Raw genomic sequence first — 14691 nt, forward strand, 5'->3', positions numbered from 1 at the left:
TTCTTAGTCTAGTCATGTAAGGAATATGAAAGCCGCCCTTCGGGGGCGGCTCATCATAAGGAGGAAGTATGAAATTCAAAACATTTATGCCTGTATTGGCACTGGCTTGTGTGTGTGCGGTAGGTCAAGCGGATGCGGCTCGTGATACATTGATGATGCCAGAACAATCGGCTGAACCATTAAACGTGATTGAAGCGGAAGTGGCTGTTCCTGTACCTAGCGAAGAAGTTCGCGATGTAGTCAATGCTTTCACACAATTCCAATTGGACCAAAAGGGCAAACGTATTATGGACGATTCCCGTGTTATGACCGGTCAAGAGCGGTATCGTAACAATGTGTTGTACTACATGAACGTTCGTCGCAGCTGGTACATCGTGAGCCATCGTTATAAAAATGACAGCTATGCGCGCATGGCTTTAGACCGCTTGTACAACGATTACAAACAGTTCTTTACAGAACATATGACTGTATCTGAAGATGCTAAATTGGACTATGCGCAACAAATCATCGATATCTTGGATCGCAATACAGCCAATGTACATGATGATGAATTGCGTTTCTACATGAACGAAATGGTTATCTTCAGCTTGAACGAAGCTATGAAAGACGGCAATAATCGCGTGAAACCTGTGGATGAAAAAGCAGCTCCTGCAATGGACGAACTTCATACAGTGGATCTTCGCAAAGCGATTAATGCACCAACAATTTAATAAAATTTAGACTATATCATATGATGAAAGCCGAGGCACAAACCGCCTCGGCTTTTGTCATACATAGACTAAATCTTTCATATTTGAATATGTAAATTTAATTCCATAAATATATAGAAAAGATGAAGAATTTCTATCTTATTTTTTAAATCTATTAAATAAACTATAAAAATGAATGAAACATGAAAAAGTTGTTTACAATATTGAATATTTTTGATATAGTGGTCACTAGAGTGAGTATCTTAAAGGAAAAGATATACGTAATAGTACTTAAACTATAGTATTGAGTACTATTGTTTTATGTTAGAAGTGTAGATGATTTTTTATGTCTATTACTTCTTCTTTTATTTTGTTTTTATATGAGGCTATAAACATAATGCGTAACCGGTAGAATCGGTAGTTCGTGAGAAAGGAATAACATGAATCGAATTTATAATGTAATTTGGAGTAAAGCTAAAAATTGCTACGTTGTAGTATCTGAGTTAGTTAAGAGTGGTGGCGGTAAAGCTAGTGTGAATTCTGCAAGAACGAGCATTACTTTCCGTGCGGCTTTATGCGCGTTTGCTATTACGGGGTGTTTAGTATCGGGAATTGCAGAAGCAAATGTAGTACAAGGCCCTGGCGCTGCTGCTACTGGTAGCAATAGCGTTGCAGTCGGTGATAATGCGAAATCCGCAGGTGCTAAGTCTGTGGCTGTAGGTAATGACGCGACTACATTAGCAACAAGTGAAAATGGTATTGCCATCGGTAATGGTGCAAAGGCTGAAGGTCAACAACGAGTGAAGGTTCCATATCCTGCGGGTACTATTGCTATTGGTCAAGGGTCAGTTGCAAAGGAAAATGGCGATATTGTAATAGGTCGTCAAGCGAAGAGCACGATTTCCAAGTATCATCAACAACCTGGATCCGGTGCAGTTGTAATGGGTGCAGAAGCCGCTTCTTACGGTTCTCGTGGTGACGTAGTCATCGGTGCTGCAGCAGAAGCTAATATAATTAGAAGAAATGCTACTGCTGATGGTGATGGACAGCTGTTTTCACAATCTGTAGCTATCGGTAGCGTAGCGAAGGTATATGGCACACAATCTGTCGCTATCGGCGGTGATGTAAGATCTATTGGTCAGTCTTCTATCGCTATCGGCGGTGATGATATCGATCAGGCAAAGCCTGATTTATATAAGGCTATTCCTGATTTAGCGGTTCCAGGTACGCAGAAAAACTTTAACCGTGAAGTGGCTGCGTTGCATCCAGGTGGATTGGGTACAGCAGCTCTTAATGATAGTAAGAACTATGTAAATACTGCATCTATCGGAAATGCCAGCCTTGCTATTGGTATGATGACGCAGTCTTTAGGCACGGGTTCTAATGCTATCGGTGCTAACTCCTTGTCAAAAGGTGTGGCTAGCACCGCTATCGGTGCTATGGCTCGTAGCTGGGGGAATAACTCTCTTGCTATCGGTAGTCAGGCTGGTGCTTATGGGGAGAAATCCACAGCTCTCGGCGATACAAATACAGTGGGCTTTGATATGACGAATGCAACTCTATCCGGTGCATCCGCAGGTGCTCTTGGTAAAGGTAATAAGGTTTACGGTAATAATGCATATGCTATCGGTAGTGACAATACGGTAGGGACTGCTACTGTTACAGAAATTACAGAAGCTAATGGCGATAAAATTAAAAAGGTTACTGCAGGTACGGTTAAAGGTAATACGGCGGGTGCGTTTGGTTATAAAAACACCATTACAACGGATAATTCCTATGCAGTAGGTAATAACTCTACTATTTCCGGTGACAATGGCATGGTTCTAGGTAATAGTGCTACTGTAACAGGGGCTAACGGTTTAGCTCTTGGTAATAATACGAAAGTAGCTAATGACAATGCCGTAGCTATCGGTAATGGCTCTGAAACAGCAGCGGCTGTGGCTACTCCTTCTGCAACAATCAATGGGGCAACTCATAACTTTGCAGGCACAAATCCTGCTTCCACAGTAAGTGTAGGCAAGGCAGGCATGGAACGGACTGTTACTAATGTAGCGGCCGGTCGTATTTCTGCTACATCCACTGATGCTATCAATGGCAGCCAATTGTTTGCAGTTAAAACGGAAGTGGAAAAAGGCGTATCTTATGCAGGTGATGTAAAAGCTGCAGGTGCTGCAGACAATAAATTCACTCGTAAATTAGGCGAACAAACTAATGTTGTGGGCGGTGTAAACGACGCAACTAAATTGACAGATAACAATATCGGTGTCGTTTCCAACGGAACTGATACGTTAAATATTAAATTGGCTAAAACATTGACCGGTTTGGACAGCGTTACAGCTGGTGGTACTACTATCAATAACGGCGGTTTGACCGTAGATGGTAAAAACTATGTATCTCCAAACGGTATCAATGCAAACAACCAAAAGATTACCAATGTAGCTGATGGTACTAACTCTAATGATGCGGTTAACTATGGTCAATTACAAAATGTGATTAACTCTATCGATAAAGCGCCTACTGTGAAAGCAAAAGATGCAAATGTAACTGTAACAGAAGGTACAAATGCAGCAGGCGGTAAGGAATATATTGTTGGATTAGGCAATACAATCAATGTTGGTACTGCACATCCTGTAACTGTAGATGGTAATGCAGGACATGTAACAGGCCTTCAAAATACAGACTGGAATGTAGACAATCCTGTGGCTGTTCCTGGTCGCGCTGCTACAGAAGATCAGTTAAAAAAGGTTAACGATACAGTTAATACAAATAAGGATCAAATCGACAAAAATAAACAAGCAATCGCTGATAACAAACAAAATATCACAACAAATGCCGGTAATATTGCTAATAATACGCAAAATATCGCAAAGAATGCTGGTGATATCGTTACTATCAATAAAACTATTGAAAAAGGTTTGAACTTTGATGGGGACTCTGGTGCAACAATCAATAAGAAATTAGGTGATACGGTTGCTGTTAAAGGCGGTGCTACAGGTACATTGTCTGACAACAATATCGGTGTTGTATCCGACGGTACAGGTACTTTGAATGTAAAATTGGCTAAAACATTGACTGGTTTGGACAGCGTTACAGCTGGTAATACTACTATCAATAACGGCGGTTTGACCGTAGATGGTAAGAATTATGTATCTCCAAATGGTATCAATGCAAATGACCAAAAGGTAACGAATGTTGCTAACGGCGATGTAGCACAAAACTCTAAAGATGCTGTAAACGGAGGTCAATTACATCAAGTTAAGCAAGATCTTGGTGACCAAATTACGAATACCAAGAATGATTTAAATAATAAAATTGATAATACTAAAACAGACCTTATCAATAAAGGCCTTCGTTTTAACGCGGATAATGACGATGAAAAAACGAATAAATTAGGCTCTAAAGTAACTGTAAACGGTGATGACAACATCACTACAGAAATTACTCAAACTGGTGATGATACTAAGATTGCTCTTAAATTAAAGAAAGATCTTAATGTTAGATCTGTTATGGCTACGGACACTGTGAAAGCAGGCGACGTAACAATGGGTAAACAAGCTGATGGTGCGAACCCTGGTAATACAGGCAACTATATTACTGGTCTTGATAATAAGACTTGGGATCCAGGGAATGTTGTATCTGGTCGTGCTGCAACAGAAGACCAATTGAAACAAGCTTTGGCAAATCAAACTGCAACAGGTCTTAAATTTGATGCTAATGTAGGCGGTGTACAAACTAGTAAATTAGGTTCTACCGTAATCGTAAAAGGCGAAGGTAAAGCTGCTGATACCGATTATAGCGGTGAAAATATTAAGACTTTCATCAAACAAGATGCAGCAACAGGCAATACGACGATTGACGTGAAAATGAGCAAAAACCTTAAAGCTGAGTCTGTAAAAGTTGGCAAAGGTGATAATAAGGATGGTGTATCTATCACAGGTCCTGATGCGGCGAACGGCACAGATGGCAAGGTAGGCATTACTGGCAAAAACGGTAAAGATGCTGTATCCATGTCCGGTAAAGATGGTGTAGGTCACATTGGTTTAAGCGGTAAAGACGGTAAAAGTGCGGATATTACTGCTGAAAAAGGTGATCCTGATATCGAAGGCAACGAAATCACGCGTATTAAATACCAAGACGAAAATGGTAAAACACACCAAGTGGCAACCAAAGATGACGGTATGAAATACGGTGGCGATAGCGGTGCTGTGATCAACAAAAAGCTTAACGAACAAGTAAATGTAATCGGCGGTATTACTGATGCTAGCAAGTTGACTACAGAAGACAATTTAGGTGTCGTATCCGATGGTAGCAATAACCTCAAGGTTCGTATGGCAAAAGACTTGAAAGGCCTTGAAACAGTAACAACTAAAGATGCTGCAGGCAACACTACAGTTGTAAATGGTGGCGGCATGAAGATTACACCTGCTAGTGGTAACCCTGTGAGTCTAACTAAAGATGGTTTGGATAACGGTGGTAACAAGATTACTAATGTAGCTAAAGGTACAGCTCCAACTGATGCAGTCAATAAATCTCAACTGGATCAAGCTGCAGCTGCTGCGACTACAACGGTAACAGCAGGCGATAATATTAAGGTTACACCAAGCGACAATCCGAATGGTTCTAAAAACTATGAAGTAAGCCTTAAAGACCAAGTAACATTAGGCTCCGATCCGAAGAAACAAATTGCCATCGATGGTAATGCAGGCACAATCAAAGCTGGTGATAAGGTTGAAATCGACGGTAACAAAGGCACTATTAATGTTGGTAAAGATGGTCAAGATGGCGTATCTATCGCAGGCCCTGATACCGCGAATGGCACAGATGGCAAGGTAGGTATTGCCGGTAAAGACGGTAAAGATGCTGTATCTATGTCCGGTAAAGACGGTGTTGGTCATATCGGTTTAACTGGTAAAGACGGCCGTAATGCGGATATTACCGTTGATAAAGGTGATCCAGACTTAGACGGTAACAACATCACTCGTATTAAGTACCAAGACGAAAACGGTAAAACCCACCAAGTGGCAACTAAAGATGATGGTATGAAATACGGTGGCGATAGCGGTTCCGTAATCAAGAAAAAGCTTAACGAACAAGTTAATGTAGTGGGTGGTATTACTGATGCTAGTAAGTTGACTACAGAAGACAATTTAGGTGTCGTATCCGATGGTACTGGCAACCTTAAGGTTCGTATGGCGAAAGACTTGAAAGGCCTTGAAACAGTAGCAACTAAGGATGCTGCAGGTAATACTACAGTTATGAACGGTGGCGGTGTAACAATTACACCTGCTAGCGGTAATGCTGTAAGTCTTACTAAAGATGGCCTCAATAACGGCGGTAATACAATTACCAATGTAGGCCCTGGCGTAAACGGTACTGATGCGGTTAACGTAAATCAATTAAAAGGCGCAACAGATAAGATGGCGAATGCAATCAATGCTGTAGCGGGTGAAACACAACGTGTAGGTGCTCATGCGGCGGCTATGTCTGCGTTGAAACCGATTCAATACGATCCATTGGAGCCTACTCAAGTAATGGCCGGTATCGGTAATTACAGAGGTGAAACGGCAGCGGCTCTTGGCGTTGCACATTATACAGCAGAAGACACTATGTTCCATGTAGGCGTATCTGTTGGTAGCCACCATAACATGGTGAATGCCGGTGTAACTCACAAATTCGGTAACTCCGATGCGAAGAAAGCGATTCCAGAACGTTATAAAGGTGGCCCTATCAGCTCCGTTTATGTGTTGCAAGATGAAGTGACAGCGTTGAAAGCTGAAAATGCACGCATGCAAGAAAGCCTCAATGAATTATCTTCAGTGAAGGAAGATAATGAACAAATGAAGGCTCAAATTGCATTGTTGATGCAACAAGCAGGGCTTACAAAGTAAATTTGACTTGATTAAATGGGTTATTTAGTATACTCTAGTCATGTAAGAATCATGTAAGGAATATGAAAGCCGCCCTTTGGGAGGCGGCTCATCATTAGGAGGATTTATGAAATTCAAAACATTTATGCCTGTATTGGCACTTGCTTGTGTGTGTGCGGTAGGTCAAGCGGATGCGGCTCAAGATCGATTGATGATGCCGGAACAACCAGCTGAACCATTAAACGTGATTGAAGCAGAAGTGGCTGTTCCTGTACCTAGCGAAGAAGTTCGGGACGTAGTGAATGCTTTCACACAATTCCAATTGGACCAAAAGGGCAAGCGCATCATGGATGATTCCCGCGTTATGACTGGTCAAGAGCGTTACCGTAACAATGTGTTGTATTACATGAACGTTCGTCGCAGCTGGTACATCGTGAGCCATCGTTATAAAAACGACAGCTATGCGCGCATGGCGTTAGATCGTTTGTACAACGATTACAAACAGTTCTTTACAGAACATGCGACTGTATCTGAAGAGGCTAAATTGGACTATGCGCAACAAATCATCGACATCTTGGATCGCAATACGGCCAATGTACATGATGACGAATTGCGTTTCTACATGAACGAAATGGTCATCTTCAGCTTGAACGAAGCTATGAAAGACGGCAATAATCGCGTGAAACCTGTAGATGAAAAAGCAGCTCCTGCGATGGACGAACTTCACACAGTGGACCTTCGCAAAGCGATTAATGCACCGACAATTCAATAATGTTAGATGATTCAATTATAAGAATTAAGTGTTGTTGTATTGTATTTCTTATAATTGTATGACCGATAAAAAATATCGGGGTGTTGTTTGTATTAACAATACCCCGATATTTTTATGCATATAATTTTGCAATCAATGTGATTCGCTGACCTTGAATCACCTTATATGTAATTTTTTTTACGATGGCCGTAAAATTGTGATGCAGAAATTGTAACTGATCGTTAGGTTGAACGTCCGCATCATATGTGAATACGCCTTCTTCCCCATTAAAGCGACCTTTGATTGTGAAAGTTTGATTATCTCGTGTAACTACGATATCTTCTTCTGTAACCGTATTTGGTTTATCTATATTTTGTTGTAAGATATTGAGTTCTGACATAGATTTCTTCCTCCTTTCTGCTTTCAGTATAACAATAAAAATTAAAAAACACATGGAGTAATCGTATAAATTGTTTTTATACACATATGCTCTATTTCTATAAAGCCTATAAAGCCCGCCAATACGCCTTTAGAGTGCCTTAGAATAAAAAAGGAATGACGGCGATTTGAATTTCACCTGTCATTCCTTTTACTATATAATAAAATGCTACCTTTATTGATTGTGCAATAGTTAATTGGCTTAAGTAGGTATGTAGTAATTGTGTACGTACATTGAGTCAAAATGGCAGAAACACTGTACGATATCTGTTTATGAAAAGATATCATTCTATTATATGGTCTATCATAAATCAGAATGATGAAGAGAAAATAAATTGGTTATATATGATGTGATATTGGTACATAATTATGGAGCATATTAGTATTATTATGAAAGTTGGTGAATAATAGTAAAAAAATACAGCATTTATGCAGAATATTCAGTATATTTAATTTTATCGAAATTATTAATAACTTAAACACAAAAGTTTTATGAAAATAAAATGAAAAAAAGTTTACATTTCCCGTAATATATGGTATTTTAGATATACACATTCAAGAATGTCGATGAATTCTCAATACATCATCGATACATCATTGTTATTTCATTAAATATGTAGATAGTTAGTTAGTAAGTTTTATAAGTTTTATAGGAGAAAGATTAATGAATCGAGTATTTAAAGTGATTTGGAATCGCACAAAGGGCTGTTATGTCGTTGTGGCAGAAACAGCAAAGAACATGACGAAACGTTCTTCTTTGTCGGTTGTATTTTCTAAAATGGTAGGCGCTACTGCGGTTGCCGTTATGTTGACGGGTGTTATGATGCCTACGGATGCCTTGGGGGCATCTATTACAAGAGGTAACGGTGCACAAGCTGAAAATGACGGTGGTATCGCTATCGGTGATAATACGGCATCTAAGGGTGACTATAGTATTTCAATCGGTACTAATGCATCTGTAGGTAGAGGTGATACTGATGAAGGTAAAACGCAGAGTGGGATCGCTATCGGTCAAGGTGCAACTGTAACTGTTGACGTTAATAAAGGAAAAGATGTTCCTGCAAATCAAAGAACAGGCGGTATCGCTATCGGTCAAGGTGCAACGACTAAGGTTGTTAATGCAATTGCGGTTGGTTCCGGTACTAGTGCTGATGGCGCACAAGCTGTAACTATCGGTCATAATTCTCGTTCCACTACGAATAACAGTGTGGCCTTGGGTAATGAAACACGCGTGGCATCCACTAATGGCTTTGCCCTTGGTAACAATGCACGTGCCGGTTATGATGAAAACAATCAATTGATAGGTCTTGATAATGACCAAGCTTTTGGTTCTAATGCGCGTGCTTACGGTGGCTCCTCCATGGCATTCGGTAATAATGCGAAGGCATCTAAAGGTGGTGCCATTGCTATGGGTAATGGTTCTCAATCTCGCGGCGATTGGGCCGTAGCTATTGGTAACGGTGCAAAGGCAATGGCACAAGGTGCCCGTGCTATTGGTGCTAACTCTACAGCTGATGCTACTAATGCAGTTGCAATGGGTTGGACAAGTACGGCAAGTGGTGAGTCTTCCATTGCTATTGGTGAAAGCACAACAGCGACTACAGCACACTCTATTGCTATGAGTACTGGTGCAAATGTAGCATCTGAAGATGCTATCGCTATTGGTCGTAATGCGCAAGTTGATGCTAATCAACAGAGATCTATTGCATTAGGTGCTAATTCCAAGACTGCTAATGTGGTAAGCACACCAAATCAATTGGTAAATGGCTTATGGTATAAAAACTATGCCGGCGGTTCTGCTGATTCCACACTTAGTGTAGGTAGCGATACACTAAAACGTACTATCACAAATGTGGCTGCAGGTCGTGTAAATGCACAATCTACAGATGCAATCAATGGTAGCCAATTATATGGTGTTGCAAATACCTTGGGTAATTTAGCAAGTACTACAAAAGGCCTTTTAGGTGGCAATGCAGCGCTTGACCCTGATACTGGTAACTTGTCGATGAGCAATATCGGTAACACAGGTAAAGGCACGATTCATGATGCTATTAAATTCAATAAAGACACTATTGATAAAGGTCTTAACTTCGATGCTAATACAGGTGGTGCGAAAAACAACCTATTAGGTTCTAAAGTTACTATTAAAGGTGATGGCAGTAATATCAATGCCGCAATTACACAAGCTAATGGTGATACAACTATTAACATGACTTTGGGTAACACCGTTACAATAGGTGCAGCGAACCCTGTAACGATTAATGGTACTACAGGCCATGTAACAGGCCTTCAAAATAAAGACTGGAATGTAGATAATCCTGTGGCTGTATCTGGTCGCGCGGCTACAGAAGATCAATTGAAAAAAGTAAACGATAAAGTTAATACTAATAAGGACCAAATTGATAAGAATAAACAAGCTATTGCAGATAATAAGCAAAATATCACAAACAATGCCAATAATATTGCTCAAAACAAGCAAGATATCTCCAACATTAATACAAAAATTAATAAAGGCTTGAACTTTGCTGGTGATACAGGTACTGTAAGCAACAGACAATTAGGCGACACTGTAACTGTTAAAGGCGGTGCTACAGGCACATTATCCGACGGTAATATCGGTGTTGAATCCGACGGTAATGGTACATTGAATGTTAAATTAGCTAAAACATTGACAGGTTTGGATAGCGTTACAGCTGGTAATACTAAGATTGATAATGGTGGTTTGACTGTAGGTGGTAAAACATATGTATCTCCATCAGGTCTCAATGCGAATAATCAAAAGATTACTAATGTTGCTAATGGTAGCGACCCTAATGATGCAGTTAACTATAGCCAATTACAAGCTGCTATCGGTGGTACAGCTAAAGCATCCACTGTAAAAGCAAAGGATGCGAATGTAACTGTAACAGAAAGTACAAACGCAGCAGGCGGTAAGGAATATACTGTTGGTTTAGGTAATAAAATTACTGTAGGTACAGCACATCCTGTAACTGTAGACGGTGATGCTGGTCATGTAACAGGCCTTACAAATACAGATTGGAATGTAGATAATCCTGTGGCTGTATCCGGTCGCGGTGCTACAGAAGATCAGTTGAAAAAGGTTAATGATAAAGTTAACACTAATAAAACTGCTATTGATAAAGGTTTGAACTTTGATGGTGACTCCGGTGCAGTTATCAATAAAAAATTAGGTGAAAAACTGTCTGTCAAAGGCGGTGCAACAGGCACATTATCCGACGGTAATATCGGTGTTGAATCTGATGGCAATGGCACATTGAATGTGAAATTGGCGAAAACGTTAAGCGGTTTAGATAGCGTTACAGCTGGTGGTACTACTATCAACAACAGCGGTTTGACTGTAGGTGGTAAAACATATGTATCTCCAACAGGTATCAATGCAAATGACCAAAAGGTAACGAATGTTGCTAACGGGGATGTGTCTGCTAATTCCAAAGATGCAGTCAACGGCGGTCAATTACACGATGCTAAAAATGAACTTATCAACAAGGGCCTTCGTTTCGATGCAGATAATAACAGCGAAAAAACGAACAAGCTCGGTTCCAAGGTGACTGTAAACGGTGATGACAACATCACTACTGAAATCACACAAACCGGCGACGATACTAAGATCGGCGTTAAATTGAACAAAAATCTTAATGTTCAAACATTAACGGCTACAGATACCGTGAAAGCTGGCGGCGTAACAATGGGTAAACACGCTGATACTAAAAATTATGTGACAGGCCTTGATAATAAAGATTGGGATGTGAACACATCTAATCCTGTAAGTGGTCGCGCAGCTACAGAAGATCAATTGAAAAAGATCAGCGATGTTGTTAAGAGCCAAGGTGCTGCTGCTACAGATTATCGTTTGGTGAAAAATGCAGCTGCTGCAGATGAGGCTTATACAGTTGATTCTAACGGTGATATTGACTTAACTGTAGAGGATAAAAACCATGCAGGTAGTAAAGAAACTGTTAAGATTAAGGACGTTGCCTCTAAATCTAGCCTCGATAAATTGACAGATCGTGCTGTTAAGTATGACTTGGATCCTGCTGGCACTGTTGATAAAACTAAAGTAAGTTACGAAGGTCCTACCTATGCTAATAAAGTGGGTGGCACTCATGTAACTAACTTGGCATATGCTACTGGCAACGACGGCAGTGAAGCAGTTAATGTGGATTACTTGAAAGATAGAATCAAAGATAGCGAAGACGCATTAACTAATAAAGGTTTGAAATTCGACGCTAACAGTGGCGGCGTAAAAACTAATAAACTTGGCTCTACGGTTACTGTTAAGGGCGAAGGTGCTGATGCTGATGTTAACTACAGCGGTGAAAACATTAAAACTTTCATCACACAAGATCAAGATGGCAACACAACTATCGATGTGAAGATGAACAAAAACCTCAAAGCTAATAGTGTGGCAATTGCTGGTAAAAATGGTCAAGACGGCGTTACTATTAAAGGTGGCGACGCTAAAAATGGTGTAGATGGTACAAGCATTAATCGTTTAGTGACCGAAGATAAAGACGGTAATACACATACGCTTGCAACCCTTGATGATGGTATGATGTACGGTGGCGATACAGGTAATGTGATTAAAAAGAAACTTAACAATCAAGTGAATGTTAAGGGCGGTATCTCCGATGAAAGCAAATTAGCGACTGAAGACAACATCGGTGTTGTTTCTGACGGTTCCGATACATTGAAATTGCGCTTGGCGAAAGAATTGAAAGGCTTGACGTCTGCTACTTTCACAAACGGCGGCAATAATACTGTTATCAATGGTGATGGCATGACCATCAATCGTGCTGGTGGTAATGCAGTGAGCCTCACAAAAGACGGTCTTGATAACGGTGGTAATAAGATTACGAATGTAGCTGACGGCACAGATCCTAACGATGCAGTTAATAAATCTCAATTGGATAAAGCTACAGCAGCTGCATCTACAACTGTATCGGCAGGTAATAATATTACTGTAACACCTAGCACCAATGCGAATGGTTCCAAGAACTATGAAGTAAGTCTCAAAGACCAAGTGACATTGGGCTCTGATGCTACAAAACAAATCGCGATGGACGGTACTACAGGCACTATCAAAGCTGGTGATAAAGTTACAATCGACGGCAACAAAGGTACTATTAAAGCTGGCAATGTAACAATTGACGGTGAAAACGGTACCATTAAAGCTGGCGACAAGGTAACTATCGACGGTAAAGATGGTAAGATTGCAGCAGGCAAGGTATCTGTTGATGGTAAAGACGGTTATGTGACAGGTTTGGAAAACAAAGATTGGGATCCTAACAACATCACAAGCGGTCGTGCTGCTACAGAAGATCAATTGCAAAAATCTCACAAAGCCTTGGATAATAAGATTACTAACCTAGGTGATGAAATCACGAAAAAAGGTATGAATTTTGCCGGTAATACAGGTGAATTCCACCGTGATTTAGGCCAAAAGGTTACTATCAAAGGTGAAGGTACAGAGTCTGACGATAAATACTCCGGCGAAAATATTAAAACAGTAGCCGACCAAGATGGTAATGTTACTATCAAGATGGCGAAAAACCTTAAGACTGACAGCTTAACTACTGATAAGGTAAAAGTTGGCAAAAACGGTCAAGACGGCGTATCCATTACTGGTCCTAACGGTGCTGACGGTACAGACGGTAAAGTAGGCATTACAGGCAAAGACGGTAAAGATGCTGTATCTATGTCCGGTAAAGATGGTGTTGGTCATATCGGTTTAACTGGCAAAGACGGCCGTAATGCGGATATTACCGTTGATAAAGGTGATCCAGACTTAGACGGTAACAACATCACTCGTATTAAATACCAAGACGAAAACGGTAAGACCCACCAAGTGGCAACTAAAGATGATGGTATGAAATACGGTGGCGATAGCGGTTCCGTAATCAAGAAAAAGCTTAACGAACAAGTTAATGTAGTAGGTGGCATTACTGATGCTAGCAAGTTGACTACAGAAGATAATTTAGGTGTCGTATCCGATGGTACTGGCAACCTTAAGGTTCGTATGGCGAAAGACTTGAAAGGTCTTGAAACAGTAACAACTAAGGATGCTGCAGGTAATACTACAGTTATGAACGGTGGCGGTGTAACGATTACATCTGCTAGCGGTAATGCTGTAAGTCTTACTAAAGATGGCCTCAATAACGGCGGTAATACAATTACCAATGTAGGCCCTGGTGTAAACGGCACGGATGCAGTTAACGTAAATCAATTGAAAGGTGCTACAGATGGGTTAGCTAATGCTATTAACTCCGTAGCGGGCGAAACACAACGTGTAGGCGCTCATGCGGCGGCTATGTCTGCATTGAAACCGATTCAATATGATCCATTGGAACCAACTCAAGTGATGGCCGGTATCGGTAATTACAGAGGTGAAACTGCGGCGGCTCTTGGCGTTGCACATTACACAGCAGAAGATACAATGTTCCATGTAGGCGTATCTGTTGGTAGCCACCATAACATGGTAAATGCTGGTGTAACTCGTAAATTCGGTACTTCCGATGCGAAGAAAGCAGTTCCTGAACGTTACAAAGGTGGCCCTATTAGCTCCATGTACGTAATGCAAGATGAAATGACTGCTTTGAAAGCTAAGTACGAAAAAGTACAACGCGACAATGAAGAAATGAGAGCACAAATTGCATTATTGATGCAACAAGCGGGCTTGAAATAATATGAAATAACATATTGATACAGCAGTGCTTATAAAAGGCGCCAAAAGCGAAATGCTTTTGGCGCCTTTTTGCATGCAAAAAATAGATTTAATGGCTATTTGAGCATATATATGTCATGGTATTTTGTAATGTAATTAAAATAGGTGAGTAATAGTTAGATCATAATAGTTTACTAAGGTGAAATACATTTTTTTCATGAAGTTAATTTTATGCGAAAAAATTAGTACATTTAGCATATTCAT

5 protein-coding genes are annotated in these 14691 nt (G+C 40.5%); 4 read left to right on the plus strand and 1 reads right to left on the minus strand.

All coding sequences use genetic code 11. The annotated features are described in order from the left end of the window. Positions 1–68 precede the first annotated feature (68 nt). The 3 genes from VPAR_RS00225 to VPAR_RS00235 all read left to right on the plus strand — a co-directional run bounded on the left by VPAR_RS00225 (position 69) and on the right by VPAR_RS00235 (position 7328). Positions 69–710: a hypothetical protein gene (locus tag VPAR_RS00225; protein ID WP_012863657.1), complete on the plus strand. Its 642-nt coding sequence runs from the start codon at positions 69–71 to the stop codon at positions 708–710. Between the two features lie 419 nt (positions 711–1129). After that, on the plus strand, positions 1130–6577 hold the full coding sequence (locus tag VPAR_RS00230) for an ESPR-type extended signal peptide-containing protein (RefSeq protein ID WP_012863658.1): 5448 nt from the start codon (positions 1130–1132) through the stop codon (positions 6575–6577). 106 nt (positions 6578–6683) lie between these two features. After that, positions 6684–7328 (plus strand): hypothetical protein, encoded by a 645-nt coding sequence (locus tag VPAR_RS00235; protein WP_012863659.1) that lies wholly within the window; start codon positions 6684–6686, stop codon positions 7326–7328. 112 nt (positions 7329–7440) lie between these two features. On the opposite strand, the gene VPAR_RS00240 is transcribed toward VPAR_RS00235, so the two are convergent. Further along, positions 7441–7707, minus strand: coding sequence for a hypothetical protein (locus VPAR_RS00240; RefSeq protein ID WP_004692901.1), 267 nt, complete (start codon positions 7705–7707; stop codon positions 7441–7443). Between the two features lie 702 nt (positions 7708–8409). On the opposite strand from VPAR_RS00240, the gene VPAR_RS00245 reads away from it, so the two are divergent. Then, a complete protein-coding gene (locus VPAR_RS00245) occupies positions 8410–14448 on the plus strand; it encodes an ESPR-type extended signal peptide-containing protein (RefSeq protein WP_012863660.1) in 6039 nt (2012 codons plus the stop codon). Positions 14449–14691: the final 243 nt, after the last annotated feature.

The sequence above is a fragment of the Veillonella parvula DSM 2008 genome (assembly GCF_000024945.1).
GTDB classification, from domain to species: Bacteria; Bacillota; Negativicutes; order Veillonellales; family Veillonellaceae; genus Veillonella; species Veillonella parvula.

Excerpts from the sequence above, each read along its gene's own strand:
- VPAR_RS00245 (WP_012863660.1), top strand. The coding sequence starts at position 8,410 with ATGAATCGAGTATTTAAAGTGATTTGGAATCGCACAAAGGGCTGTTAT.
- VPAR_RS00230 (WP_012863658.1), top strand. The coding sequence starts at position 1,130 with ATGAATCGAATTTATAATGTAATTTGGAGTAAAGCTAAAAATTGCTAC.
- VPAR_RS00225 (WP_012863657.1), top strand. The coding sequence starts at position 69 with ATGAAATTCAAAACATTTATGCCTGTATTGGCACTGGCTTGTGTGTGT.
- VPAR_RS00235 (WP_012863659.1), top strand. The coding sequence starts at position 6,684 with ATGAAATTCAAAACATTTATGCCTGTATTGGCACTTGCTTGTGTGTGT.
- VPAR_RS00240 (WP_004692901.1), bottom strand. The coding sequence starts at position 7,707 with ATGTCAGAACTCAATATCTTACAACAAAATATAGATAAACCAAATACG.